The organism is Actinacidiphila cocklensis (assembly GCF_907177275.1).
GTDB lineage: Bacteria > Actinomycetota > Actinomycetes > Streptomycetales > Streptomycetaceae > Actinacidiphila > Actinacidiphila cocklensis.
Genome location: NZ_CAJSLV010000059.1, coordinates 222,786 through 249,499 on the forward strand (window position 1 = coordinate 222,786; position 26,714 = coordinate 249,499).

Below are 26,714 nucleotides of genomic sequence, written 5' to 3' on the forward strand. Positions count from 1 at the left end.
GTCGTTTCCATGTCAACGAAAAGGCCGCTCATCCTCGTCCTCGTCTGCAGCACCCGCCCCGGCGCCCTCGGCCCGGCGGTCGGCAGCTGGCTGGAGCGGACGATCTCCCCCCGCGCCCGCGAACTCGGCGTGGACCTGGAGCAACTGGCCATCGGCGACCTCGGACTGCCCTTCCTGGACGAGGAGGAGCACCCGTCCACCGGCATCTACCACCAGGCGCACACGCGGCGCTGGAGCGCGACGGCCGAGGCCGCCGACGGCTTCGTCATCGTGACGCCGGAGTACAACTACGGGATGCCCGCGACGCTGAAGAACGCGCTGGACTACCTCGGTCCCGAATGGGCCTGGAAGCCGGTCGGCTTCGTCAGCTACGGCAACACCTCGGCGGGCACCCGGGCGGTCCAGCACGCCAAGCAGGTGGTGACCACGCTCCGCCTGGTGCCCGTGGGCGCCACCGTCGCCCTCCGGATCGCGGACGCCGTGCAGGACGGGCAGGTCCGGCAGGACCCCGCCCTCGCCGGGGCGGCCGTCGGCGTCCTCGACGAGCTGGTGCGGGTCGCCCAGGCCCTGCGTCCGATGCGCGAACGCGCCGCCTCGGGCGCGGCGCCGGGGCCGCTGCCGGGCTCGTACGTACGCCCCCTGCTCCCCGACGACGCGCCGCAGGCCATGGTGCTGCAGCGGTGCTGCTGGGTCGACGAGGCGGTCGCCAACGACACGCTGGCGGTATCCGCCCTGCACGAGCAACTCGGCGACGTACGGGCATGGCTGGCCGAATGGCACGCCACGGGCCTGTTCCTGGACGGCAGGCTGCTGGCGATGGTGCGGGCCCGCCGCAGCGGTGACGACTGGTCGATCGGGCGGCTCGCCGTCGCCCCCGACCAGCGCGGGCAGGGGCTCGGCCGGTGGCTGCTGCGCACCGCCGAGTCCGCCGCGGCCGGGTGCGAGCGCGTGGTCCTCACCACCGGCGCCGCCAGCAGCCGCAACATCGCCCTCTACGAGAGCGAGGGCTACCAGCCGGTGCCCGGTGGCCCCGAGGGGACGGCCCGGCTCGCCAAGCCGCTCCCCGCGCCCCGCGGCAGCAGGCAGGAAGTGAGCGCCCCGGTCACGACGTGACCGGGGCACCCGGACGGTTAGTTCCCCGAGCCCGCGGGGCCGTGGTGGCCGCCGGCGGCGAGCTTCAGGTCCTGCTGGAGCGTGGAGTACGCGACCTTGGGCTGCAGGTTCACGTCGTAGAGCAGGCCGTAGCCCTCGCCACTGAACGTGCCGGGGATCCAGGAGTCGCCGTCGTACACGCCCCAGGCCGTGAAGGAGATGCACTGGCTGACCAGCTGGCAGCCCTTGAGCAGCTCGGAGAACTCGTAGGGCTGCGCGAACTGCGCGAGCGCGTCCGTGGGCACCTGGTCGGTGGAGTTGCCGACGAAGGTGCGCACGTCGGCCTCGGTGATGGCGACCTTCAGGCCCAGGTCGCCGTAGGCCTGCAGGTCGGCCTGGTAGCGCTGGGCGTCGAAGCCGTACTGGGTGTCGAGGTGGCCCTGCTCGCCGATGCCGTCGATCGGGACGCCCTGCTTGCGCAGGTTCTTGACGAAGTCGTACACGGCCTGGAACTTGACGTTCGTCCCGTCCTCGCCGGTGATGTTGTAGTCGTTGTACATCAGCAGGGCCTTGGGGTCCGCCTGGTGCGCCCAGCGGAAGACGTCGGCGATGACGCCCGAACCGAGGTGCTTGACCCAGAAGTCATCACGGTTCAGGCCGTCGGCCTGCGGGGTCTCCCAGGAGTTGGCGAAGACCTCGTTGACCACGTCCCACTGCCACACCTTGCCCTTGAAGTGGGTGACCTCGTCGGTGACGTGCTGGTGCAGGATGTCGCGCAGCTGGGCGTCGGTGATGGAGCCGTTCGCGACCCCGGTGGTCAGCCAGCCCGGGGTCTGGTTGTGCCACATGAGGGTGTGGCCGCGGACCGCCTGCCCGTTCTGCTGGGCGAACTTCACCAGGTCGTCCGCGGCCTTCCAGTTGTGGACGCCCTGGCTGGGCTCCACCGCGTCCCACTTCATGGCGTTCTCGGCCGTGACCGCGGAGAACTGGTCGGCGACGATGCCGGTGTAGGCCTTGTTGCTGCCCAGTTGGGCCGCGTCGACGGCGGTGCCGATGCGCAGGCCCTGCTGCGCCCCCAGCGCCCGCAGGGACGTGTCGTGCGACCTGCCGCCGCCGTTGGCGACCGCGACGGCGGCAGGGACGAGCATGAGGGCGACGGCACCGGCGACAACCGTGGATCTGCGCCTGAGCTTCACAGCAGACTCCCGAGGATTGGATGGCCTCGAAAGTTTCGGGCCAATGTTCGATCGGAGCTGAAAATTAGACCCTGGGATCTCGCAGAGTCAATGGTGGCGCACGCCCCAAAATCGATGGATGGGACGTCTCATTTGGGCTCGGCGACGCGCGCGGCGACCGCGTCGACCGCGTAGCGGGACCAGGCCTGTTCGCCGCCCGCCGCACGGCCGTCCGCGGCGAGCTCGTCCCGGAGCAGGCGCTGCAGTTCGGCCCAGACGCGCGCCCGGCTCCACTCGGCGAACCGCCGGTGCGCGGTCGGCCCCGACGGCCCGAAGACCGGCGGCAGGTGCCGCCAGGTGCAGCCGGACGTGGCCACGAACACGATCGCGGCCAGCGCCTCCCGGTCGCCGTACCGCCGCCGCCCACCGCCCTGCGGCCGGGCCGGTGCGGCGGGCGCCACCTGCTGGAACAGCTCCCACAGCCGGTCCGGGACCAGTCGCTCCACGATCTCCACGCGGGCAGGCTACCCGTCGCACCGAATGAGACGCGGAAAGCCCCTCTTCACCGTCTGATTTCCGCGCGTTCGTCTCTCGGCACCGCGACCGAAACATTCGAACATCGGCCCTGTTCCGGTTGCCGAGTCCACCGCCGTCCTCAGAGCCCCACCGCGCCGAGCCCCAGCACCTCGCCCTCCGCGGCTCCGGGCAGGACGGGAACCACGCTCACCGCTTACCTGACACGCAGCGCCGGATCGCCGAGACGCAGCGGCTCCTGATCGCCACGCGGAAGCCGATCGCGGCCGTCGCCGCGGCGGCCGCAGCCCGTCGCTGACCAGGTGGTGGAACGGATACGCCGGCGTGGTCCTGTTGGCGGGACCGTACTCACGGGACCACCGCCGCAGGTCGGTGCCCGGCAGCCTGGGCGGCATCACGTTGCAGGGGTCCGGAATTGTGGCGGGTGCCGGCCGGCGGGATGCTTCTCGTACGGGTGATCGAGGAGGGCACGTGGCCGCGTTGGTTCTGGTCGTCGACATGGTGGTGGCTGTGGCGTTCGGTGTGGTGGGAGTGCTGGCGCTGGCCACCGGACGCGTCGTCGTTCCCTGGCTGCGCCGCACGGTGCGGCGCCCCGCGCTGTGGGGCGCCGGTGCGCTGCTGGTGTCCGGCGCTCTCGCGGGCGCGCACGTGATGCCCTACCAGGTCGACGTCCCGCTCATGCTGGGCGGCCTCGCCCTGATAGGAGCGGCGCAGATCCTCGGCAGCCGCGAGCCCCGCCGGGCCGGCTGACACCTCGGCCGGCGTCCGCGGCTGTGCGGCACCCGCCGTTGCCGAGCTCAGGGGTGTTCATCGAGCTGGAGGGCGCCGGCGGCGGAGAAGCACAGCGCGCCGACGAGGGTTCCCCAGTTGGCGATCGTGGCGTTGACCAGGCTTCCGGTACTCGCGCGGGTGAAGGCGGCCAGCGCCGAGACCATGAAGAGGACGGAGCCGAGCTGGTTCACGGCGACGATCCACCAGCCGAGGCTCCGCGAGCGCAGGCAGGGCCGTGAGCGATGGCAGATCTCGACGAACGCGAGGTGCCCGGAGACCAGGAACAGCGCGCAGCCGACGACATCGGGAGCCCAGATCAGCCGGTTGACCTGCTGGACGGTGAGCCCCTGGAGGAAGGAGTCCAGCAGGTTGACGGCGAACACCAGCGTCCCGGAGAAGAGCACCACCGTACTCAGCCAGCCGACGTCCATCGGCTCGTAGCTCCACCATCTCCAGCGCGGTGTGACCGCTGTGCCGGAAGCCTGCGTGGGGCGGGGGGCGTTGACCACCTGCAGCACCGCCGTGTAGCCGCCGGTGTTGAAGAAGAGGCCGCCCGCGAAGTAGATGCAGGCGCTCACCGTGGGATCGCCGGAGCCGAACTGGGCGACAGCGGCGCCCGCCGCGAACAGGGCGCCGCCGATGACGAAGGCGACCGAGGCGATGGCGTTGAGCCTGCGCAACCGGCCGAGCCCCGCCTCGTCGGCGCTCGCCGTCGCCCTCGCCGGCCCCTGCTTCGCGTGCACGGCGTAGGCGAGCAGGCCGCGCCTGCGCGCCGACCGGGACTCCCACACCCTCGTGCCCCCTTCGGGGAGAACCCAGGTGCGCCTGGTCACGAACGGTCCGGCGCCCTCCGCGTGGCCCTCTTCCCTCCGCACGAGCCGAGCGTAATGACCCGGCCCCCCGTCCTCCGGGACAAACAGAGCGCCATTCGGCTGACTCCACCGCCTCCACCGCAACCCGACGGCCGAGCCGTCGACCATGCGCGGGACGTCAGGTCATCCCTTGAGGCCGCTGCGGGAGCCGCCGTCCGGCCCGGGAGTCAGCTCTCCAGGCGGACGGGCATCAGTATCGAGAAGGTGTGCTCGGTGTCGGGCCGGCGAATCGCCATGGGCGCGGTGGGAGTGCCGAACTCCAGGATCAGCCTGTCGCCGCCCCCGGCAGCGAGGGCGTCCAGCAGGAACTCGCGGTTGACGGCGATGGCGCCGTGGTCGTCGTCGCCGTCGTCGCAGACGGCCACCGTGCCGTCGCCGGTCACCTTGAGCACGCTGAGTTCGCAGGGCACTCCGCCCTGCTCGCGCGTCTCGCCCGGACGGGTGGGCCCGCTCTCCACCGCCGCCCGGAAGTCCGCGACGTCGACGAGGGCACGGGTCCCCGCCGGCAGCTGGACGAGGCGGCGGTAGTCGGGGTAGTCGTGGTCGAGGCACTGGCCTGCGACCTCGCGGTCCCCCGCCTCCAACGCCACCCGGCCGCCGTCCACGGAGATCCTGGCGGAACCGTCGCCGGTGAGCAGCGCCCGCATCGCGTCGGCGAGCGGAGAGGGCACGATGACCTGCGCGCGCGGCCCGCCGTGGCCGCTGGTGCCGGCCTGTGCGACAGCCATCCGGTAGCGGTCGGTGGCCACCGCGTGGATCGTGTCGCCCTCGATGTCGAACAGGACGCCGCCGAGCATGGGCAGTTCCGTATCGGTATTGGCGGCGAACCGGACCGCGTCCAGGGCGGCGGCCAGTTCGGACGCCGCAACAGCCGTCCGGGCGGCGTGGGTTCGGGTCGTGGTCATGGGATTCTCCCTGCTTTCGAGGAGTGCTCGGACCGTGGAGAACTCACCGCGGGCATCGCCCAACCTCACTTCGAGCCGGCGCAGATGGGCCTGGAGCAGCGTCCGTACCAGGTCGGCGTCCGCGCTCGACCAGCCGGCCAGCACCAGCCGGATGTCCGCGAGCGGCATACCGGCCCGGCGCAGCCGTGCCAGCAACCGGGCCTCGTCCACCTGCTCGGGGCCGTACCAGCGGTAGCCGCTCGCCGGGTCCACCCAGGCCGGGACGAGCACGCCCGCGCCGTCGTAGAAACGCAGGGCGCTCACGTTCAGCCCGCTGTCCCGGGCCATCTCTCCGATGCTCAGCAACTCGTCCTCCACACCCGGGACTCTCGGCCCTCCACCATGTCGAGGGTCAACACCCCCTCGTCACCGCAGCGGCGGCGTCTGCTCGATGACGGCCTTCAGACGCGGGAACGCCTGCCTCCGAAGGCCCCCAGCGTCTGTTCGAGCAGCGGCAGGGCGCCGACCACCCGTCGGGACCGGATCAGCGCATCCCAGGCAGGCTCGAACTTCTTCCACCCTCCCGCATACGCAAGATGGCGAAGCCGTTCACGCGCCCCAGGCTGGGACACGGAACCCCGCCAGATATTCGCCCAGCGATAGAAGTCACGGTAAGCGCGCCAATACCCGTCCTCCAGCTCGCGGGCCGTCATCCCCTTGGGCCGGTAGACCACGTGACGGGTGTCGTAGAGATCCCAGTCCCGGTGGACGATCCTGTCCTCGGCTTCGAGTTGCCTCCACAAACCGGTCGACGGGTAAGGCGTCATGATGTGGAAGGTCGCCGTCTCGATGCCTTGCTCCACAGCCCAGTCCACGGTCCGGTCGAAGACGTCCGGGCCGTCCTGGTCCAGCCCGAAGACGAAGCTGGCGTTCACCATCACACCGGCGTCGTGCAGACGCTTCACCGCGGCACCGTAGTCCCTGCCGATGTTCTGATCCTTCCTGCGTTCCGCGAGGTTGGCGCCGTTCACCGTCTCGAAGCCCACGAAGAGGCTGCGCAGTCCCGCGTCCGCGGCGCGTTCGACCAGGCCCGGTTCCAGAACCGACTTCACCGTGCCCGCCGCCTGCCAGAGCCGTCCCATCCCGGCCATTCCGTCGAACAACGCTTCCGCGAAGCGCCGGTTGCCCAGCAAGTGGTCGTCCAGGAAATACAGGTGCTTACCGGGTAGCCGCTCGATCTCCGCAAGGGCGTCGTCGACGGCTTGGGTGTAGAAGGACTTCCCGCCCTCGAAGAAGGCGTCCTTGTAGCAGAAGTCGCAGTGGTGCGGGCAACCGCGCGAGACGACGATCGAGTTGGGCACCAGATAGAGGTGGCGCTTGATCAGATCCCGCCGCACCGGGGGCAGCCCGGCCAGCGTCCGCACGCCGGAGTCGTAGCGCCCCGCCGGCTTTCCGCCCCTGAAATCCTTCAGGAAGACCGGCCAGGTGTCCTCTCCCGGACCGGTGAAGATCGTGTCGGCATGCCGGGAGGCCTCGTCGGGGAGTGACGTCACGTGCAGGCCGCCCATGGCCACATGGACGCCGCGGGCGCGGAAGTGGTCGGCAATCTCGTAACTGCGCCGCGCGGAGGTGATGTACGGCTGGATGACCAGCAGGTCCGGGATCGGCAAGGTCTCGATGTCGATTCGCTCCACGTGCTCGTCGTGGAGACTCACGTCGTCGTCAGGGTCCAGGTAGCCGGCGAGGGTCGCGAGCCCCAGGGGCGGGAAGAGTGAGTACTTGATCGGCCTGAACAGCGGGCTGGTGGCCTCGGTCAGCGCCGGAAGAATCATCGTCACACGCATGACCGCCCAGACCCCGGGAAGCCCGGCCGCGGTTCCACCGACCAGCCCTTGCCGTAGGGGGTGGAGCGCAGCCGCACCTGGGCTGAATTCGAGGTCCGTGCCGGTCGCGCCGCCGCTCGGCCCCGCCCGCCTCGGTCAGGAGCCCTTGGTGTCCGCGGCCAGACCGCGGTCCTTCAACTGGTCCAGGGAGCTTACGTACTTGAGCATCAGGCGGGCGAACTCCAGGCGGTCGCGCTCGTCCCAGCCGGCGGTGATGTAGTCGAAGGCCTCGCGCTGGTGGCGGCGGAAGCGGGCCATGAGGTCGGCGCCTTCGGGGCTGAGCAGGAGGACGGTGCGGCGCCCGTCCTGCTGGGAGGCGGCGCCCCGTCCTCATCACCGGCGCCCGCGGCAAGGTCGGCCAGGCCGTCGTCAGCCGGCTGCACTCCGCCGGCCTGCCCATCCGGGCCGCCAGCGCCACGCCGGCCGGGCTGCCGGTACCGGCCGGCGTCGAGGTCGCAGAACTCGACCTCAGCCGGCCCGAGACCTTCCCCGCCGCGCTCGACGGCGTACGCCAGGTCTTCCTCTACCCCCAGCCCGCGGCCGCCGGCGCCTTCGCCGAGGCCGCGCAGGCAGCCGGGGTCGAGCACGTCGTCCTGCTGTCCTCCTCCTCGGTCCTGGCCCCCGGCGCCGAGACCGACCCGCTGGCCTCGCACAGCCTCCTCGTCGAGCGCGCCCTGACCGCCTCCGGCCTGCCGCGCACCTTCCTGCGACCGGACGCCTTCGCCGGCAACGCCCTCGGCTGGTCCTACGCCGTCAGCCACGACCTGCCGATCCAGCTCGCCTACCCGGACGCGCACATCGCGCCCATCCACCCCGAGGACATCGCCGACATCGCCGTCGAAGCCCTGGCCGGCACCGCCCTGCGCGGGCGCGCGCTCACCCTCACCGGCGGCCAGTCCCTCACCTTCCGCGAGCAGATCGCCGTCCTGGCCGACGTCCTGGGCCGCGACATCCGCCTGGAGACGATCACCCACGCCGAGGCCGAACAGCAGATGAGCCGGTTCATGCCCGCCCATGCGGCCGGCTCCCTGCTGGCCCTCTGGGCCGCCGCCACCGGCGCCCCCGCCCCCATCGCCGACACCACCCGCACCCTGCTCAACGCCCCCGAGCGCACCTTCCGGCAGTGGGCCGCGGAGAACGCCGCCGCCTTCAGCGAGCACTGAGCCGCCGGCGTTCGGTGCCGTCGCGCCACCTGCTGCGCACCGCGGCGGAAGCCACCCGCGAGCACGGGTGGCTACGCGTCTGACGCCGGACTCGGAGGCGGTACGGATCCGAGAGCGCATCCGGCCGCTTGCCTCCTCAGTGCTCGCAGAGGTAGAACTCCCGTTCGTAGACCTGCTCGTTGTGCTCGTCGACGAAGAACTTCCGCTCCCGCATGAGCTGTTCGCGGTAGTCCCTGGCCTGCTCCAGCGTCATCGTCGAGGTGTCCGACCACGGCTGCTGCGGCGGCACATCGGAGGTCGAGACGATGGTCTGCGACGGGTCGACCAGGAAGAACGCGACAATCTTGCGGTAGCCCGGGCGGGTGGGGTCCACGAGGCCGAACGGTCCGACGCGGTGCTGCAGCATGTTCGGGAACGCCAGGCAGCGGCCCGCCGGAGTCGACGCCGACCCCAGGACCTGGCTCAGCGCCTCTTCGTTCTCAAGGCCGTAGACCTCGCGCACACCGTCGTCGTCGCTCTGCTCGTAGGACGGGTCGTCGAGTGCCGCCCGGAAGCTCAGCCGGCTCTCGGTGATGTTCTCGCTGTCCCAGTAGTAGATGCCGGTCGAGACGATCCGCTCGTTCATCATCCCCTCGACATGCCACGAACCACCGGCGTACTCCGGCTTTTCCGGGGTGAGATGAATGGTGGCGAGCTTGACGATGACCTGGAGACGCCGGCCGCGCAGATCTGTTCGGGCGGATTCGCCGGGCACCTCAGGAGGGGTGAAGTCCGGCGCGTCGGGGATGACCGGGCGGCGGTTCTCCCACCAGTCGTCCTGGGCCTCGTCATAGGCGATGCGGGCTGCTTTGTAAGCTTCGTCATCGGCATAGGCGGACTTCTCCGGATACTTCGGCTCCGAGTCGTCGTACCACCCGTAGGGATCGGCCTCGATACGCAGGGGCCGCGGATGGCGCAGATCGGTGAGCACGTTCTCCAGCAACGGGCGCACCCGCGCGAACAAGTCCGGCAGAACGGCGGCCAGTTCGTGATGCGTCTCGGGGTGGACGTTGTTGACGTACGAACGGAAGGCGACATCGCCGTCGTCACTGACGTCGACGTCCGTGGGCAGCCACTGGAATTTCTCCGAGAACTCGTACGTCGAATCGCGGTCCGTCGGATTCCGCCAAGCGCGCCCGGGCTCGCCGCTCACCCCCTTCACCAGGCAGAACAGCGAGGGATGAACCAGGTCCAACACCTGTTCACCGGACCCGGGATGCCAGTCCTGCTCCGCTTCCGAGACCTCTTCCAGTACCCGGACCGCCTCGCGCAGCCGCGATCGGAACTCGTCGTCGACCAGCGTGTCCGACTGCCACACCCCGTCGACGGCCGAGACCTCGACGCCGGTCCGCCCGTCCCGCAGCGCGGCGTAATGCGCGAGTTCGGCAAGTACGTAGCGAACCTGCGCCTCGGTGAGGCCTTGGGCGACCGCTTCCCGCGTCCACTTGGCGACGATGCCGACGTCGTTCATCTTGTCGAACCAGCCGGGCTTCGCCCGGATATGGGCGCTGCACCGCATCATCTGGAGTTCCCGCAGCGTTCTGGGCGTCGCGAGCGATATGGAACGGGAAGCCTGGAAGGGCAGCGGGAAAGCGGACAGGGCAGTCAATTCTCTTGGTCCTCACAGTCGGTGCGCGGTGGCGCGAACGATACGTCAGCGGACCGACATCGCCGCCGGGGTTCCCGTCATCGCTGGTCGGGGCGCTGGTGAGCCGGGGAGCCGGGGAACCCTCGGCTGTCCTGGATTCCGGCAACGGGCGGAAGCGCCGTCAGACCCGCCGGGTAGGGTGCAGTCCTCGGACGGCGGGAATCCCGCAGAGCGCAGTGGTATCGCCGTCATAGCGATCCTGGGGGGATCATGCGAACAGGAATCATTCTGCGCCGGTGCGTGAGCGTGGGCGCCGTCGCGGCCGTGCTCGCACTGGGTGGGGTGGTGGGCGCGGGGTACGCGTCCACCGCGCAGGCCGCGGAGCCGCAACAGCGCATTGTGTATACGGAGTCGTCGACGATCGACGGTGTACTGACGTATTCGCTGGTGTCGATGAACGCCGACGGTACCGACCGCAGGACCCTGGTTCCGACCGGTGAAGGACTGCCGCAGGCCACGTACGACAGCCCGGTGTTCTCGCCCGACGGGCGGCACCTGGCGTTCATCAGCGAGGACGGGTTCGGGGACATCTGGGTCGCCAACCCCGACGGCAGCGCGGCGCGGCCTGTCGCCATGGACGTCCAGGACCCCGACGGGTGGGTGACCCAGCTCGCCTGGGGCGCGAACAGCGACATGCTCTACCTGGGCTTCCAGTCCAAGCCCGGCCATGACCGCCTCCGGCTGATGAAGGTCCAGCTCGACGGCAGCGGGCTCGGCTACGTACTGCCCGACCAGCCGAACGTCTACGACGGCCAGCCCTCGGTCGCGCCGAACGGCACGCTGGCCTTCCTCCACGGCGGCACCATCGAGGTCTACGACCCGCGCCAGGGCGGTACGCCCACCCCGCTCACCTCGGGCCTCCAGCCCGCGTACTCGCCGGACGGCACCAAGCTCGCCTTCACCCGGCAGGCCTCGAACGGATTCCAGGTGTTCGTACGCGACCTCGCCAGCGGCAAGGAGACGCAGATCACGGACGACCCCAGCGGGGTGGCCTCCCCGTCGTGGTCGCCCGACGGCAGCAAGCTGGCCTACCTGGCCGGCGGCACGACCATGCGGCTGACGGTCCATTCCGCCACCGCTGCCGGAGGCGCGGGCACGGCGATCACCACCGGCGGCGTCCAGGGCGAAGGAATCCCTGCCTGGGTCATCCCCGTCCGCTCCCCCGGCCCCGGCGCGGATCTGACCGGCGACGGGAAGCCGGACCTGGTGGCCCGGGACTCCTCGGGCACGCTGTGGCTGTACAAGGGTACCGGCAGCGCGACCGGCCCCTACGCGGCACGCACCAAGGTCGGCAGCGGCTGGAACACCTTCAACTCCCTCGTTTCAGCCGGTGACCTGACCGGCGACGCCAAGCCCGACCTCGTGGCCCGCGACGCCTCGGGCACGCTGTGGCTGTACAAGGGCACCGGCAACGCCACCAGCCCCTACAACGCCGCACGCACGAAGATCGGCACCGGCTGGAACACCTTCAACTCCCTGACCGCAGCCGGCGATCTGACCGGCGACGGCAGGCAGGACCTGGTGGCCCGGGACGCCTCCGGCGTGCTGTGGCTGTACAAAGGCACGGGCAACGCCACCAGCCCCTACAACGCCGCACGCACCAGGATCGGCTCCGGCTGGAACACCTACAACCGGCTGAATGGTGCCGGTGACCTGACCGGCGACGGGAAGCAGGACCTGGTGGCCCGCGACGCCTCGGGCACGCTGTGGCTGTACAAGGGCACCGGCAACGCGACCGGCCCCTACGCGACACGCACCAGGATCGGCACCGGCTGGAACACCTTCAACTCCCTCACCTCGACCGGTGACCTGACCGGCGACGGGAAGCCCGACCTCGTGGCCCGCGACGCCTCGGGCACGCTGTGGCTGTACAAGGGCACCGGCAACGCCACGAGCCCCTACAACGCCGCACGCACCAGGATCGGCAGCGGCTGGAACACGTACAGCGTGCTGTGCTGAGCGGGGACTGAGCGACCGCACCGCACGACGAGGGGCACCCGGCCGGCAGCCGGGTGCCCCTCGGTCCGTTCTCAGGTGAGCGCGCCGTAGATGCTCCACCCGCCGCCGATGTACGTACGCGCCAGGAACGGCGCCGCCGTGTTGCCGGTGCCGCGGTAGAGCCACAGGCTGCCTGCGGGGTCGCGGGCCAGGAGGTCGGCCTTGCCGTCGCCGGTCACGTCACCGGCGCCCGCCAGGGTGTTGAAGATGTTCCAGCCGGTGCCGATGAACGTACGGGCGGCCAGCAGCGGAGCCGTCGCGCTCCCGGTGCCCCGGTAGAGCCACAGACCACCCTTGGCATCACGCGCGACAAGGTCGGCCTTGCCGTCGCCGCTCACATCACCCACCCCCACCAGCGAGGTGAAGCCGCCCCAGCCGGTGCCGATCTTGGTGCGTGCGGCGTTGTAGGGGCTCGTGGCGTTGCCGGTGCCCTTGTACAGCCACAGCGCGCCGGAGCTGTCGCGGGCCACGAGGTCGGCCTTGCCGTCGCCGCTCACATCACCCACCCCCACGAGGGAGTTGAAGGCGTTCCAGCCGGTGCCGACACGTACCCGGGCCGCGAAGGGCGCCTTCGGGTTGCCGGTGCCCGGGTAGAACCACAGGGTGCCCGAGCTGTCGCGGCCGACGACCGTTCCGGTGCCGTCCGCCCGCTCACCGCTGACGTCGGTGAGGAGGTTGTAGGTGTTCCAGCCCGAGCCGATGCTGACCCGGGCGGCCAGCGGCGCGGCCGTCACACCGGTGCCGTGGTAGTACCACAGGGTGCCGGACGTGTCCCGCGCCAGCAGCGTGCCGTTCTGCGCCGCCGGGGGCACACCGCTGCCGACGAGCGGTTCCAGCTGAGCGCCCTGCCCGGCGTCGCCGCTGACCAGGTACGAGGACGACTGGCTGCCGTACGCGGTCGGGCTGAAGGTCACCGTCTGCCGCACGCTCTGCTCGGGGCCGATGACCAGGCCCTCGGGGAGCGGGTCGGCGCTGGTGAAGACGCCGGCCGGGGCCTTCGCCTTGGTGACGGTGACCGGGATGTTGCCGGTGTTGGTGATGGTGAAGGTCCGGGTGCTCGACGTGCCGCGGACCACCTCGCCGAACTGGAGTGCCGTCGGGTGCAGCTCCAGGTGGCCCTGGCCGCTGATCGCGCTGCCCTGGACCGGGATGGTGAGCGGGCCGCTGGTGCTGCCCAGCGTGATCGAGGACGAGCTGTGTCCGCTGCCGGTGGGCGCGTACCCGACCTCCAGGACGATCGAGCCCTGGGCCGGGATCACCGTCGGGTCCGCCGGGTCGGCGCTGGGCAGGTTGCCCGCCGAGAAGGGTCCGCCGGGCGGGGTGACGGAGGTGATGGTCTCCGGGACGGTGCCGGTGTTCGTCACCTGGACGTTGGTGCTGCCGGTGGTCCCGGTCGGCTGGTTGTCGAAGGACACCGTGCCGGGGAAGGCGGCGAGGCCGGGGCTGGTGCCGACGCCGTGCAGGCTCAGCGCGAAACTGCCGGCGTCGGTCGCCACGGTGAGCGTGCCGCTCGCGCCCAGGACCGTGCCCGGCCTGAAGGTGACGGGTAGGGTCAGCTGCCCGCCGGCCGGGATCGACGGCGGCAGCGCCGAGGTGTCCGCGGTGAACGGGCCGTCGACGGTGACGCCCTTGATGGCAAGCGGCCTGGCCGGGCTCTGGTTCTCCGTCAGGACGACGTCGGTGTCCGCGGAGCCGCCCACCGGCACCAGCCCGAATTCGACCGGGGCGCCCTTGAGCGGGCTGCCCACCGGGTTGCCGAAGGCGTAGACCCTGCCGTCCCGGGTGCCGACGAAGACCTGCCCGCCGTCGGTGGCCGGGGTGGCGAACTTCGCCGCGGTGCCGATCGGCGCGGACCAGACCAGCGGCAGGACGCCGTTCGCGTCGGGAACCGGGGAGTACGCGCGCAGCTGCGCGTTCACGCCGGTCGGGCCGCCCGCCCAGACCACCCACACCAGGGCGCTGCCCGAGCGCGTCCCGTCGGAGGTCACCACGGGCGATCCGCTGGTGTAGGGGAAGGTGTCCTGGCCGGCCCCGGCGACGGACAGCGCGGGGTTGCCCGAGCTCGTCACGCCGCGGTGCAGCGCCACCAGCGAGCCGGCGTTGCCGACGAGGTAGACGTAGCCGCCGTCGCCGCCCCAGACCCCGGGGTGGCCCCACTGGCCCTTGAGCGGCCCGGTGGTCCCCACCACGGCGTCGGTCCCGCCGGCGCCCTGCGAGCTGCCGCCGAGGTGGTCGCGGTCCAGCAGGAAGATCCGGCCGTCCTTGCCCTGCTGCACCATCAGATGCGGGTGGGAGGCGGTGCCGAAGCTGTCCGGCAGGCCTGCGGGGCCGCCGGAGCCGAGGTCGGTGTCGCGCTGGTCGAGGGCCGGCGCGTTGGACGGGCTGAAGAAGTCGGCGGCCTTCAGGCTGCGGTCGGCCTGCACCTGGAGCCGGATCACGGATTCGGCGAGCGTGCCGGGCGGCGTGCTGCCGGGGCCGGGGGCCGGGCTGACGCCGTTGCCGGTGGTCAGGAAGATCCGCCCGGACCCGTCGGAGGCGAGGCCGCCGCCGGACTGCCAGACGCCGGCCCCGCTGTTGCTCGCGCCGGCCTCGGTCGCCCACATCGACGTCACCGAGGGGTTGGTGGTGCTGACGCCGACCACGTAGCCGCGGTAGGGCGCGGCGTCGCAGTGCCCGCCGAAGCCCGCGTAGACCACCCCGTCGAGCAGCAGCAGGCCGGGCCGCTGCATCTCGTACGCGGGCAGGAAGGACTGGGTGGGGTCGTTGGACGGGGTGCCCTGGATCGTCACGGGGAAGCCGGACTTCTCCGCGCCGGTGACCGGGTCGAGCGCGTGCATGTACCAGTGCGGGTTCATCGCGGTGGGCCCGTCGTCGACCTTGGTGGTCAGGTAGACCGCGCCGCTGGCCGGGTCGTAGACGGGCGTCGAGGTACTGCCGACGGTCGGCGCGAGGTCGCCGCAGTTGAGGGTGGCCGCGGGCCACGCGGTCCCGAAGCTGCGCTGCCACAGCACCGCTCCGGTGGTGCGGTCGAGGCCGTAGGCGTGGTTGGTCTCGGTGACCGCGATCACGGTGCCGCCGATGACGATCGGCTGGGCGTAGACCTGCCCGTCGAGCTGCGCGGGGGCCTTCCAGAGCTGGCCGAAGGACGAGGAGCGCACGTCGGACGGGCTCAGGTTCGGCTCGTTCTGGTCCCAGCCGGTCCGCAGGGTGTCGGCGGAGCCGGTCGTCTCGTTCGCCTGCGCCGGTACGACGCCCAGCCCCGTCAGTCCCGCGGTGACGGCTGCGGCGACCGCGAGTGCGAGCCCGCGCCACCTCGCCCGCCCGCGCCCGCGTCTGGTCACGCCCGCCCCCCAAGCAGCCCTCGCCATGCCGACCCCTCCCGAGAGTCCCCGCCGAAGTCCCCCCTCGACTCGCGCATCGAACCACACAATCCCGGTCGTACGTACGGCGATCGGCCCGCCGGGCGGGGTTTCGCCACATAACGGACCGCGCTGCCGGCCCGCCGGCGCCCGGCGGCCATCCGGAGGCAGCTCTGGCCGGGTACACGGTCCAGGAGCGAATTAGTGAGTCCGGCGCCAAGGCCCGGCAGCGCCAACTCGTGTTTCGGCACCCATACGGTCAGCGGTGGGGAGTTCTACGTCCTCTCCCATGTGAACAACCTTCCGGTCACCGCACACTCCTGCGCCGAAGGCAGTGGCGGCTTCATCGTCACGAAGACCTTTCCCGCGGGTGGCTTCGGTTCCGACATCATCGGCGGTGGATACGCGCTGGTGGATCCCCTCATCACTCGTCGTGCGGGTAGTCGGACACCGCGGGCTGTCGGGTGCCGTCGAATCCGTTGGCGAGCAGGTCGTCCAAGGTGAAGACCGCGTCCGAGTGGTCGCCGAGCACGTGGTGGGCCAGCGCGTCGAGGATCTCCAGATGGGCGTCGCGTGAGATCGTGACGGCCTCCTCGATACGGCGGCTGGCCTCGAAAACGCGCTCGCCGACCGGCCCGGCCTGCTCCAGACGTCTCACGAGCAGTCCTGCTTCCAGATAACCGGACCAGGGCGTCTGCACATTGAGGTACGAACGTGCGGTACTGCCGAACAGCATCAGGAGCGGCCGCATGCCGATGTTCGTAGCTCTGCTTATGTCCAGCGAAGCTTGGAACCGTTGCTCGAGTGCCCTCTCAAGGCCCTGGTTGTAGGCGGACAGTGCCGTGTTGAACGCGTCGTTCGCGCGTTCGTAGTCGCCGAATCCGCTCGTGGGGCCGGCGACCACATGAAGCCGGCATCGGATGAAGGCGGCGCGGTCGTAGAGCATGGCGGATCCGGGCTCCTGCTGTGAGGTCTCAGAGACTCGTGAACTCGGGGAGGACGAGTGGGAATGCTGCCCTTCCTTCGTAGCAGTCCACAGGTGCAGTGTCGGGCCGAGCAACAACGCAATGCCAGGGGATTTCTGCCCGGTGAGGCACCGGCGGAGGATACGAGATGCGAACCCGTGAGGGGTTGCCCCCAACACGCTTTCCAACTGCTCGCCAGGGAGTTCAGGCGGGTTCGGGACCGACCCGACGTGCGGCGGAGCGGCCTGTGCGACGGTGCCCGGCCGCCGCCGAGCGGGGGTGACTGCAACCGCAGAACTGCAACCACCAGGCCCGGCACCGTTCACGACCTGCGCCAGCCGCTCAGCAACTCCTCGGGGCCGTACGCCGCCTGAAGTCCGGAGCAGCTGACCCCGTTGCGGGAGACCGCAACGAGCGGTACCGGCTCGTCGGTGATCGCCGCCCGGTGCTTCTGCAGTGCGGCCAGGTCGTGGCCGTCGAACGCGGAGTTCTCCAGCCACTTGACCGAGCCGAGGAAGAGCAGCTGCCTGGCCACCGGCTGCCGGTCGGCGCCCACCAGGTCGATCTCGACGTCGTTGCTACGCGTCCAGTACCCGCCGATCGCTGGGGCGGCCGGCAGCAGGCCGTCCGGCAGGAGGCGGGCGAGCGATTCCCGCACCATGGGCTCGATCGCCCGCCCCCGCCAGCTCGTCCACTGCTCCTTGATCCGGCTCAGGGTGAGGTCTCCCCGCATCCGCTCGATCTCCGCCATGTGCGGATCCAGAAACGCGAGCCAGAACCGGAGGTAGGGGTCAGCCACGCGGTAGCGGCGTTCCTTCGACGGCCGCAGCGAGACGGGCAGTTCGGCCGCCACCACCCGCTTCTCGGTCAGGACGTCCGTGGCCCGGGTGAGAGTGGTGTGCGCGATGCCGCCGGCGGCGCGCGCGATGTTGGTGAACGTTCGCTCCCCCGATCCGATGGCCCGCAGGACTTCCCTGCTCATCGCCTGCGGCGGGAACTCCGCGGCCAGTGACCGCTCCGCGGAGACGAGGAGCGCCGAGATCGGGTTGTCCAGCGAGTCGCGGAGGAACTCCCAGACATCGGCTCCGGGCCGCCACTCCGCGCAGATCAGCGGGAGACCGCCGGTGATCAGGGCGGCATCGAGTGCGGCCGCCGGCGGCAGGTCGAGCATCTCCCCAATGTCGGCCGGATTCAGCGGCCCCACGACCATTTCCCGGCCGCGCTGGTGGAAGGGGCGCTCGTAGCTGTTCAGCGCCTCCATCATCGACAGGTCGGATCCGACCAGAAGGAGGAGTACGGGCTTGCGGCTGAGCAGGCGGTCCCATGCCCGCTGGAGCATGCCTTCGAAGGCATCGATGCGGTCCATGAGATAGGGAACCTCGTCGAGAACGACCACGCTCGGTCTGTCGTCGGGGAGGATCTCCGCGAGCAGCCTGAACACCGCATTCCACTGTTCGGGAGTCTCCTGCGAGAACAGTTCCCGTTCCGGGAGGGTGGATCCGGCGACGGCGTCGAGCAACTCCGCCAGCTCGTCCTCCGCCGTGCCGCCCGCCGCGGTGAAGAACAGATGGGGCACCTCGGTGCGCCCGAGGAACTCCTCGACGAGGCTGGACTTGCCGACGCGCCTCCGTCCGCGCATCAGGATGCACTGACCGGGCTTCGCAGACCCGACGGCGTTGTCGACCGCTCGCAGGGCGTTGCCGAGCAGTTTCAGCTCCCGGTCCCGTCCGATGAAACGACGCATGGCAAGCTCCCACAAGAGATAGTGTCTCTGGAGACACTATCTCAATCGATACTATCTTTCTTCGAGGCCCCCGCCGTGAGCAGCGGGGGCCTCGACGTCGTGTCCGGTGCGGCACCGGCGGCCGGGCCGCCCGCCGCGGGTGGCGGGGACGAGGGGTTCGCGGATGGACTCCGACCGTGCGGCGAAGAGCTGCGCAGCCGTTTCCGGAATCTCGGCCGCAATCCCCTTGCGCAATGGTCAAGAAACGTTGACCATTACTCGCATGCCTACCGACGATCTCCCCGAGACGCTCCACGTCACCACCGACGAGCAGCTGCGCGCCGTCGCCAACCTCACGCGTCACCGGATCATGGCCGTACTCCGCTTCGAGCCGGCGACGATCACGCAGATCGCCGAGCGGGTCGGCCTTGCGAAGGGGAGCTCCAGCTACCACGTGCGGCTGCTGGAGCGGGCCGGCCTGGTGAAGGTGGTGCGGACGCGGAAGGTCCGGGGGGTCACCGAGCGGTACTACGCGATGGCCGCGGGGACGATCGTGCTGCCTGATCCGGGCGAGGGAGGGCCGGACGTGCTGATGCGGCATGCGGTGGCGGACCTGGAGGCGGCGCCGGCGGACGGCGAGCGGCACGTGCGGATGGCGCATCTGCGGCTCACCGAGGAGCAGTTCGCGCAGCTGGGGGAGCGGTTGCAGGCGCTCGCGGACGAGTACCGGGAGCTGTCCGATCCGTCGCTGCCGGACGCGTCACTCGTCTTCGCACTGTTCCACCCGGCACCGCGCCGGCAGGCCGATGGAGACGCCAAGTGACAACGGACATGGGGAAGTTGCCGACCGGGTTCGGACGGCTGTGGAGCGCGCAGACGATCTCCTCGCTCGGCGACGGGGTCACGCAGGCCGCGCTGCCGCTACTGGCGTTGACGTTGACGCGGGATCCGATGGCGCTCGCCGTCGTCACGGCCGCGGGGACGCTGCCGTGGCTGCTCTTCGGGGTGCTCGGCGGTGCGCTGGTGGACCGCTGGGACCGCCGGCGCACGATGTGGGTCGCCGACACGGCACGTGCGGTGCTGCTCGCGATACCCGCGGCGGCGGCCGTGCTCGACGTGCTCAGCATTCCGCTGCTCGCAGCCGTCGCCTTCCTGCTCGGCGTCGGCGGACTCTTCTTCGACACGGCCGCCACGGCCTATCTGCCGGATCTGCTCCGCCGCGACCCCGCACTCCTGGAGCGCGCCAACTCCCGCCTGCGCGGGGCACAGACCGCCATGTCCGGCTTCGCGGGGCCGCCTGCGGGCAGTGCGCTCCTCGCGGTCGGGCGGGCGGTTCCGCTGCTCGCCGACGCGGTGTCGTTCCTGCTCTCCGCGCTGCTCGTCCGTACGCTGCCCGCTGCGCCCCGCCCCGTGCCGGAGGCCCGCGAGTCGCTGCTTCGGCAGGCGCGGGCCGGGGCCTCGTACGTCTTCCGGGACCGGGTGCTGCTCGGCCTCGCGCTGCGCCCGGCGGTCGGGAACGTCGCCTTCCTCGCCGTGGAGACCGTCCTCGCCCTCTTCGCGCACGACCGCCTCGGCATCGACACCTACGGCTTCGGCCTGCTCCTCACCGCGGAGGCCACCGGCGGCCTGCTCGGTACGGGCATCGCCACCTCCCTCGGCCGGCGACTCGGCACCGGCACCGCACTGACCTCCACAGCCGCCGTCGAAGGGCTTGCCATCCTGGGCCTGGCCGCCGCCCCGAACCCGTACGTCGCCGGGCTGGCGCTCGCCGTCTGCGGGGCCGGCATGGGCGCCACGATGGTGCTCGCGCCCTCACTCCGGCAGGCGATCGTCCCCGCCCACCTGATGGGCCGGGTCGCCTCGACCTCCCGCATGCTCGCCATGTGCGCCGCCCCCATCGGGGCCTTCCTCGGCGGCTGGCTGGCCACCGCCTACGGCGTCCGCACCCCGCTCTACGCCGCCGCCGTCCTCCTCCTGGCGATGACGGCCGTCACGGCATCCATGACCAGCAACCGCCAGGTCGAAGCGGCGCTGCGTGCCGCCGCCCCGGCCGGTGACCCACATCACCCGGAGTCCTCGGATCCCGTTCAGGAGAGCACCGTTCAGACCGGCAGCAGGTGAACACCGGCGAGCCCCCGGGAGACCCGCGGACGACCGGACGCGGGCCGGTCACCCCACCGCGCGGTAGAGGCTGCCGTCACGCTCGGCGGTCAGTCCCACGTACTCGTTCACCAGGCTCGGGGCGGCCCCCGGGCTGAGCTCCCGGTCGGCGCCGGTCGCGCCGTCCAGAACGATGGGCTCGGCCGTACCGTCGTCGCGCAGGACGTTCCCGTACACGGCACCGTGGAAGGCACCCACCAGGTCCGGGGCGACGCGGCCCGGAACGCCGTCGGGTCCGCCGAGCCGCCACAGCAGCTTGCCGCTCTTGGCTTCGTAGGCGGCCAGTTCGCCGCCCGCGGTGGTGTACGAGAAGCAGAGTGTGCGGGTCTGCAGGTCGTAGAGGCAGCGCCGCACCTCGTGCAGGCGCTCCCCCATGCCCACCACGTCGACTTGCTGTCCGTCCTTGAGCCGCAGCACGGTGCTCAACTCGCTGTAGTCCCTGTTCCGTACGAGGACGCTCTCCGCTGAGAACCGGGTCACCTCGAACTCGGCCGAAGCCGAGGCGTCCACCGCACGCCACTGCGTGCGGCCCGTGGCCGGGTCCAGAGCCACCACGACGCCGCCGTCTCCGGAGGAATCCACTCCGACCACGTGTGCACCCTGGACGGACTGGGCTTCGAACTGCTCCGCGGTCCACACCACTTTCCCGGATTGCAGATCGACGCCGTAGGTGTTCGGGGGTCCGAAGCTGCCCCCCAGGACGACCACGGCCACACCGCCGCTGATCCCCGCGACATGGCAGAAGTCGCCGCCTACGCTGATGCCGAGCGGGGCGTTCCAGGCCGCTTCGCCCGTCTGCGTGTCGAGCGCGACGAGTTCGTAGGTCGAGGTGTCGGCGGTCGTCCCGGTTCCCTCTGCCACCGTGGGGAAAACGCCCACCGCGATCCGCGTGGAGCCGGTGGTCCCCACGGCGGGCGGGTGCTGCTCGCACAACGGCGCCTCGTCGTCCTCACCCGATTCGCCGTACCGGTCGGGCAGGTTCCCCTGCGGCCGGGCGCCCTCACCTACCTGGTCCCCCGTCGCGAGGTCGAGTGCGACGATCACCCCGGAATCGGTGCCGTACGTGTACGCCTTGCGCCCGTCCAGCGCGATCACGTCGAGGCCACCCTTGGCCAAGGGCAGATAGGCCCCCGGTGAGAACTTCGTCGGCGGGTCGTGGGCGGTCAGGGGGTCCGGCTTCGCGCTCACCGTCACGCCATCGCCCGGCGCGGGCTGCTTGGACCCCTGCGACGCCGGCTTGTGGGCACGCTCCCCCTGCCCACCCCCGCAGGCAACGGTCGACACCAGTAGTAGCGCTACGGCCACGGCCACTCGGCGTCCCGGTAGGAAGAGCATGCCTGTTTCCACCTCTCTTCGGATCTGTCCTCCAGCTCCCTCGCACGCACCCGCGCGGAAAGGCATGGCGTTCGGTCACGCTGTGCCGATCGGAGGGAACGCGGCGGGCCGCAGCGCCGTGCCGCGGCCCGTCCGGTCGCCGGTAGCGGGGAATCAGTAGGTGGGTCCGGAGTGCGGCTGTTCTGCGGCGCGGCGCGCGTGCTCCTCCTCGATACGCGCCTGATGGGCGGCTTCCTGTGCGGCGCGGAACTCCTCGTGCTCGCGGGCGCTCTTTTCTAGTTGCTCCCGCGCGATACGCATCTCGTCGTCGCTGAGCGGCATGGTCGTCCTCCTCGGGCTGGTGCGAGCGTGTCCGGCTACGGGGTGGCCGCCTCCCCGGTGACGGTGCCTCCGGGCGCGAGCAGCTCGCCGGCAGGCCGACGGGAGGGCGTCGCGCGCAGGTGCCCATGGGCGGTTGCGCAGCCGAAGACAAGGGCTTCGGAGTCCACGGCGATCCCGTCTCGGGGTAGGGGGCGTCCGTGGATCCAGCGTGGCGCCGGGTGCCCGGCGCGAGTTGTGAATCCGTGCAGGATCACTTGTCGCCGGGCGCAAGCCTGCCGAACCGCCCTGATTCGTAACGGAATTGCCGGGGCGACATGCCATAGGACGCCCGGAATGCCCGACTGAACTCGGCCGGCGCCAGGAAGCCCCACCGGGCGGCGAGAGCGCCGATCGGCTGTCCGCTCAACCGCGGGTCGGCCAGGTCCGCGCGGCAGCGTTCCAGGCGCCGGCGGCGAATCGTTGCCGCGACGGTCTCCGGCTCCGCACGGAAGAGCTGATGCAGGGAACGGACCGAGATGTGGTGGTGCTCGGCGATACCCACCGGCGTGAGCTCGGGGTCGCCGAGGTTCCGATCGATGAAGGCGCCGATCCGGGTCAGCAGAACCCGTCGGCGGGTCTCGGCCGGCAACAGGTGCTGGGCGTCAAGGTGCCCGGACAGGAACGCGGCAGCCAGATCCACGGCGATCGTGCCCAGACGGTAGCTCTCGGCCCAGCTCAGCTCCGCGGTTTCGTCGAGCACGGTGTTCAGGTAATGGCAGAGCAGCCTCCCGGTCACCGCGTGGGCCGAGAGCCGCCGGGACAGCATGCGGTCGGCACACTCGGCAGGCAGCGGGAACGAGCTCTTCGGCAACCTCAGCATGGTCACCCTGTTGCTCCGGCCCATGTCGGGGAAGTCCGCGTCCAGCGGATGAGAGGTGTCGATGAACACCAGGGAGCCGGTCTCGACCGCGGCATCGCTACGACGCTGGCTCACTCGCATCGGACTGCCTTGGATCAGCGCCAGCTGGTAGGTCTCCGGGTCGCCCGAGCGGATATGTCTCGGGGTGCGGGTGGCGCTCAGGGGTGCGAACGAGAAGGCCGCGACGTGCGCGACGCCCAGGTCTGCCGCGAGGACGTGCGCGCCGAAGTCGCCGGCGTACGCGCTGGCAAGCGAGAAGGGAGCGATGTTCTCCCGTACCAGATCGGAGTACCACGCAAACCGGTCTCCGGCCGACAGCGCACTGTTCGACAAGGACATCAATGCCCTGGGGTTCTTCTCCGACGCGTCCGGCACCCCCTCATCGTGCGGATGCCGGAAGTGCCGCGAAAGACCGCCTTCGGCCATGTCCGAGCGCGACAGCGTCGGCCAGAAGTCGGCGGGCCTGTCGTGCCTCGTCTTTCCCGATGTCGGCGACCTCGGCTCGCATCAGGGGCGGCTCCTGGTCGCTGGGCCGTCCGAGCAGCACCTCGGGCTTCGTTCGCCGCCCCTTCTCGCGTACTTCCGCCAGAGGATTTCAGGCGGCGTGCGGCGCGGCGGACTCCGCACCCAGGGGCTCGGTGTCCGGCAACTCCTGCTCGGTCCAGATGCATTTGCCGTCCTGGAGATACCGGGCACCCCAGTGCTTGGAGAGGGCTGCGACGAGTTGCAGGCCGCGTCCGCCTTCGTCGGTGTAGTCGGCACGGCGGATGCGGGGAGTGTTGAGGCTGCCGTCGTAGACCTCGCAGATCAGGGTCCGGCTGCGCAGAAGACGCAGCCGGAGCGGGCCGCTGGCGTGCCGGATGACGTTGCCGACGAGCTCACTGACCAGCAGCTCGGTGGTGAGCACGAGGTCGGCCAGTCCCCAGGCGGCGAGCTGTGCGCGGATGTACTGGCGGGCCTGACCGGCCGCCCGGGGGTCCTCGGGGAGGTCGCAGCCGGCGATGTCACGCGGGTCGGCGCACCGGGTGTGGACGATGAGCAGGCCGGCGTCGTCGTTGGTCTGCCTGCTGTCGGGCAGCAGAGCCGAGACGACCGTGTCGCACAGCTCCTCCAGCTGCCGGACGTCGTCGTCCTCGTCCGCGACCTGGAAGTACGCGGTGGAGGAGGCGGCCTGGGCCAGGACCTGCCGGAGGCGGGCAAGCCCCTGCTCCACGTCCTGGGTGGCCGACTCGATGAGCCCGTCCGTGCACAGGACGAGCAGGCTCTCGCCGGGCAGCCGCAGCTGGTGTGTCTCGAAGGGCGGCTGTGCGGCGCCCAGCGGCGGGTCGGCGGCGACGACGGGGCTGTGGACGGCGCCGTCGGAGTGGACGACGACCGGTGGTGGGTGGCCGGCCAAGGCGTATGAGCAGGTGCGGGCGACCGGGTCGAAGACGGCGTACAGACAGGTGGCGTAGAAGTCCTCGCCCAGCTCGGAGACCAGGTCGTTGAGGCGGTCGAACAACTCGTCGGGAGGCATGTCCAGGTCGGCGAGGGTGCTCACGGCGGTGCGCAGCCGGCCCATGGTGGCCGCCTCCGCGAGGCCGTGCCCCATGACGTCGCCGATCACGATGGCGACCCGGCCGGCGGACAGCGGGAACACGTCGTACCAGTCGCCGCCCACCTCTTCGCCCTGGGCCGCGGGCAGGTAGCGGGCGGCGGCGCAGGCGGCGGGCAGCCGTGGCAGCGCGCTGGGCAGCAGACCGCGCTGCAGCTCCCGGGCGCGGGCGTGCTCCAGGTCGTACAGGCGGGCCCGCTCCAGGGCCTGTCCGACCAGGCCGCTCAGAGCGGTCAGCAGGGTGCGCTCGTCGTCGCTGAAGGGGCGCGGCTCGCTGAAGGACACCGTGCACAGGCCGATGATCCGGCCGGAGGCGATCATGGGAAGGAACGCCCATGCCTCCTTCGGCGAATTCGCGCTCACCCGGCTCATCGAGGGATAGAGCCGGTCGTAGTCGGCTCTCGACTCGATGAACCGGGGGGTACGGGTCCTCACCACGTCGTGGACAGTGGCGTAGTCGGAGAGCGGGAACCCGTCCATCAGCCTGGTGAACTCCTGCGGGTATCCGGCAGAGCCGACGGCATACAACCGGTCGTCCTTGTTGAGCACCTGGACCAGCAGCCCGTCGGCGCCGAACGGGGGCATCACATAGTCCGCGACGGCCTGCACAACGTCCTGGGCGGTCACGGCCTCGGCGAGCGCGGCGGTCAGCTCGCCCATCAGGACGGAACGCTCGACCATGGCCACCGCACCGGGGGCCGACGGTCGGGGCACACCGTGCACGCGCGCCGCAGCCCATGCCGCGATCGCGCGCAGGAAGGACCGCTGCATCTCGTCCGGCTCGCCGGCCGCGCCCGTGAGCACGGACAACGCCCCCATGGGACCGTCGGCGCCGAGGAACGGCACCGCGGCCGTGCCGGATGCCCCGATCCCCAGTGCGTCCCCGTCCACCCATACATAGCCGCCGCGCCGTACGGCGCGTGCGGGCGCCGCGTCCTGCTCGCAGCGCAGCTGCGCCCACGCGTCGGCGCCCGCTGGGGCGAGCTCGTCGGAAGCCACCAGCCGTAGCCGCCCGTCTACGGGCTCACGCCAGTGCGCCAAGGCTTGCAGGCCGCCCAGGCAGGTCTTCGCCTGTCGCAGGGCCAGGGCAAGAGCCACGTCACGGGTGCTGTCCGGCAGCACTCCGTCCGGGGACTGAGCGGCCGACGAAGCCCCAGGATCCACCGAGGTCAGTGGACCGGAGGAGCCTCCGGAGGTGGTCTTCCCAGCTGTCATCTCGCCCTGCTCACTCCTACTCAGAGAAGGGAGGAATAGTAAGAATCGCCAGAATCTGCCCTACTAGTCACGCTAGCACTCTTCTGAACGGACGGTCACCGCCTTCCGCGGCCGGCCCCTGGACGGTCGCGGGTCGAGGTCTGGCCGTGGTCGGCCAGGACAACCTGCGCCGGACGCCTGCCCGTCCCCTTCGCGAAAATGCCATTGATCGGCCGCGCCCGCCCCGGGCATGATCCGCTCCGTGGACACCTATCTGGAGACCGAACGCCTGGCCCTGCGCCGTTTCACGGCCGACGATGCGGACCTGCTGATCGAGCTGGACAGCGACACTGCGGTGATGCGCTACCTGACCGGGGGAGTGGCAACCGCCCCGGAGATCATCCGCGAACGCCACCTGCCGCACATCATCGCCGGTTACGAGAAGTGGGACGGCGATCTCGGACTGTTCGCCGCGCACGAGAGGGACGGCGGAGCGTTCATCGGCTGGTTCTGCCTGCGTCCTGAGCCGGGTGGCCCGCGGGACGAGGCCGAACTCGGGTACCGGCTGCGGCAGGCGTACTGGGGCAGGGGTTACGCCACCGAAGGATCACAGGCCTTGCTGCACAAGGGGTTCACCGGACTCGGATTGCGCATGATCTGGGCTGCGACGATGGCAGTGAACCGCGGTTCGCGCAATGTCATGGGGAAGCTCGGCATGACGCTCGCAGACACCATCCCCACGCCTCCCGATATGGAGATGGTCGAGGGTTCCGAGCACGGGGGCGTGCGGTACGAGATCACCAAGGAGCAGTGGGAGCAGCGTTGACCTTCTCCCCCGACGCGACGGACGGATCTGCCGCTGGCGGGCGGAAGGCCCTCATGCGGCATGCGCGGTGTGGCGATCGGCCTCCCAGAGCCTTCCGGCCCGCCTGGCCCGATCCGCGCGCGTCTGCCTGCACCCGATGGAGCAGCTGCAACTGCCCGGCGACAAGCGCGCGTTCGTGAACGACCACGAGGTGAGCCTGCCGCCCCGCTCGCCCCTGTTCGATTCCACGAAGGCCCGGCGCTCCCAGCTGTCCCTGCCGACCACAGATGCGTGGGCATAG

20 protein-coding genes and 2 pseudogenes are annotated in these 26,714 nt (G+C 70.8%); 9 read left to right on the forward strand and 13 right to left on the reverse strand.

Features of this window, described 5'->3' with window-relative positions; translation table 11 throughout:
* The first annotated feature begins 9 nt into the window (after positions 1–9).
* Positions 10–1,113 carry a bifunctional NAD(P)H-dependent oxidoreductase/GNAT family N-acetyltransferase gene (locus tag NFU81_RS20235; protein ID WP_251491876.1) on the forward strand — a complete coding sequence of 368 codons (1,104 nt, stop codon included), beginning with the start codon at positions 10–12 and terminating at the stop codon, positions 1,111–1,113.
* A gap of 17 nt (positions 1,114–1,130) precedes the next feature.
* Here the strand turns inward: NFU81_RS20235 and NFU81_RS20240 are convergent, their stop codons facing one another.
* The gene (locus tag NFU81_RS20240) at positions 1,131–2,240 is read right to left on the reverse strand and encodes an endo-1,4-beta-xylanase (RefSeq protein ID WP_251491877.1); all 1,110 of its coding nucleotides are present in this window, start codon (positions 2,238–2,240) and stop codon (positions 1,131–1,133) included.
* Positions 2,241–2,434: 194 nt separating this feature from the next.
* Positions 2,435–2,782, reverse strand: a pseudogene (locus tag NFU81_RS20245) (transposase); the annotation flags it as partial.
* A 490-nt stretch (positions 2,783–3,272) separates the two neighbouring features.
* On the opposite strand from NFU81_RS20245, the gene NFU81_RS20255 reads away from it, so the two are divergent.
* Positions 3,273–3,551: a hypothetical protein gene (locus NFU81_RS20255; protein ID WP_251491879.1), complete on the forward strand. Its 279-nt coding sequence runs from the start codon at positions 3,273–3,275 to the stop codon at positions 3,549–3,551.
* A 47-nt stretch (positions 3,552–3,598) separates the two neighbouring features.
* Here the strand turns inward: NFU81_RS20255 and NFU81_RS20260 are convergent, their stop codons facing one another.
* From NFU81_RS20260 to NFU81_RS20270, 3 genes are all read right to left on the reverse strand, one after another.
* Positions 3,599–4,447: a hypothetical protein gene (locus tag NFU81_RS20260; RefSeq protein WP_251491881.1), complete on the reverse strand. Its 849-nt coding sequence runs from the start codon at positions 4,445–4,447 to the stop codon at positions 3,599–3,601.
* A 164-nt stretch (positions 4,448–4,611) separates the two neighbouring features.
* Positions 4,612–5,706, reverse strand: a complete 1,095-nt coding sequence (locus NFU81_RS20265; RefSeq protein ID WP_251491883.1) for a DNA polymerase III subunit beta family protein — start codon at positions 5,704–5,706, stop codon at positions 4,612–4,614.
* An 83-nt stretch (positions 5,707–5,789) separates the two neighbouring features.
* On the reverse strand, positions 5,790–7,172 hold the full coding sequence (locus NFU81_RS20270; protein WP_251491885.1) for a B12-binding domain-containing radical SAM protein: 1,383 nt from the start codon (positions 7,170–7,172) through the stop codon (positions 5,790–5,792).
* A 416-nt stretch (positions 7,173–7,588) separates the two neighbouring features.
* Between NFU81_RS20270 and NFU81_RS20275 the strand changes: the two are divergent.
* Both NFU81_RS20275 and NFU81_RS20280 read left to right on the forward strand, forming a co-directional pair.
* Positions 7,589–8,188 (forward strand): annotated as a pseudogene (locus NFU81_RS20275) (SDR family oxidoreductase); the annotation flags it as partial.
* 27 nt (positions 8,189–8,215) lie between these two features.
* Positions 8,216–8,374 (forward strand): hypothetical protein, encoded by a 159-nt coding sequence (locus tag NFU81_RS20280; protein ID WP_251491887.1) that lies wholly within the window; start codon positions 8,216–8,218, stop codon positions 8,372–8,374.
* Between the two features lie 136 nt (positions 8,375–8,510).
* On the opposite strand, the gene NFU81_RS20285 is transcribed toward NFU81_RS20280, so the two are convergent.
* Entirely contained in the window at positions 8,511–10,022 is a 1,512-nt protein-coding gene (locus NFU81_RS20285) for a DUF4246 domain-containing protein (protein ID WP_251491889.1), read from the reverse strand.
* Between the two features lie 279 nt (positions 10,023–10,301).
* On the opposite strand from NFU81_RS20285, the gene NFU81_RS20290 reads away from it, so the two are divergent.
* Positions 10,302–12,020 (forward strand): FG-GAP-like repeat-containing protein, encoded by a 1,719-nt coding sequence (locus tag NFU81_RS20290; protein ID WP_251491891.1) that lies wholly within the window; start codon positions 10,302–10,304, stop codon positions 12,018–12,020.
* A gap of 71 nt (positions 12,021–12,091) precedes the next feature.
* Here NFU81_RS20290 and NFU81_RS20295 read toward each other — a convergent pair whose 3' ends face one another.
* From NFU81_RS20295 to NFU81_RS20305, 3 genes are all read right to left on the reverse strand, one after another.
* Positions 12,092–15,400: a choice-of-anchor D domain-containing protein gene (locus NFU81_RS20295; protein WP_251491893.1), complete on the reverse strand. Its 3,309-nt coding sequence runs from the start codon at positions 15,398–15,400 to the stop codon at positions 12,092–12,094.
* A gap of 442 nt (positions 15,401–15,842) precedes the next feature.
* Entirely contained in the window at positions 15,843–16,364 is a 522-nt protein-coding gene (locus NFU81_RS20300; protein WP_251491895.1) for a hypothetical protein, read from the reverse strand.
* A 341-nt stretch (positions 16,365–16,705) separates the two neighbouring features.
* Positions 16,706–18,127, reverse strand: coding sequence for an ATP-binding protein (locus tag NFU81_RS20305; protein WP_251491897.1), 1,422 nt, complete (start codon positions 18,125–18,127; stop codon positions 16,706–16,708).
* Between the two features lie 262 nt (positions 18,128–18,389).
* On the opposite strand from NFU81_RS20305, the gene NFU81_RS20310 reads away from it, so the two are divergent.
* Positions 18,390–18,929, forward strand: a complete 540-nt coding sequence (locus tag NFU81_RS20310; protein ID WP_251491898.1) for an ArsR/SmtB family transcription factor — start codon at positions 18,390–18,392, stop codon at positions 18,927–18,929.
* Between the two features lie 17 nt (positions 18,930–18,946).
* Positions 18,947–20,227, forward strand: a complete 1,281-nt coding sequence (locus NFU81_RS20315; RefSeq protein WP_422665241.1) for an MFS transporter — start codon at positions 18,947–18,949, stop codon at positions 20,225–20,227.
* Positions 20,228–20,275: 48 nt separating this feature from the next.
* Here the strand turns inward: NFU81_RS20315 and NFU81_RS20320 are convergent, their stop codons facing one another.
* From NFU81_RS20320 to NFU81_RS20335, 4 genes are all read right to left on the reverse strand, one after another.
* Positions 20,276–21,454, reverse strand: a complete 1,179-nt coding sequence (locus tag NFU81_RS20320; protein WP_251491902.1) for an outer membrane protein assembly factor BamB family protein — start codon at positions 21,452–21,454, stop codon at positions 20,276–20,278.
* 300 nt (positions 21,455–21,754) lie between these two features.
* The gene (locus tag NFU81_RS20325) at positions 21,755–21,922 is read right to left on the reverse strand and encodes a hypothetical protein (RefSeq protein ID WP_251491904.1); all 168 of its coding nucleotides are present in this window, start codon (positions 21,920–21,922) and stop codon (positions 21,755–21,757) included.
* A gap of 250 nt (positions 21,923–22,172) precedes the next feature.
* Positions 22,173–23,246, reverse strand: coding sequence for a helix-turn-helix domain-containing protein (locus NFU81_RS20330; protein ID WP_251491906.1), 1,074 nt, complete (start codon positions 23,244–23,246; stop codon positions 22,173–22,175).
* 169 nt (positions 23,247–23,415) lie between these two features.
* Complete coding sequence (locus NFU81_RS20335; protein WP_251491908.1) at positions 23,416–25,413, reverse strand: ATP-binding SpoIIE family protein phosphatase; 1,998 nt, start codon at positions 25,411–25,413, stop codon at positions 23,416–23,418.
* A gap of 457 nt (positions 25,414–25,870) precedes the next feature.
* Here NFU81_RS20335 and NFU81_RS20340 point away from each other — a divergent pair, with 457 nt between their 5' ends.
* Both NFU81_RS20340 and NFU81_RS20345 read left to right on the forward strand, forming a co-directional pair.
* Positions 25,871–26,434, forward strand: coding sequence for a GNAT family N-acetyltransferase (locus NFU81_RS20340; protein WP_251491910.1), 564 nt, complete (start codon positions 25,871–25,873; stop codon positions 26,432–26,434).
* A 136-nt stretch (positions 26,435–26,570) separates the two neighbouring features.
* Positions 26,571–26,714 carry a hypothetical protein gene (locus NFU81_RS20345; RefSeq protein ID WP_251491912.1) on the forward strand — a complete coding sequence of 48 codons (144 nt, stop codon included), beginning with the start codon at positions 26,571–26,573 and terminating at the stop codon, positions 26,712–26,714.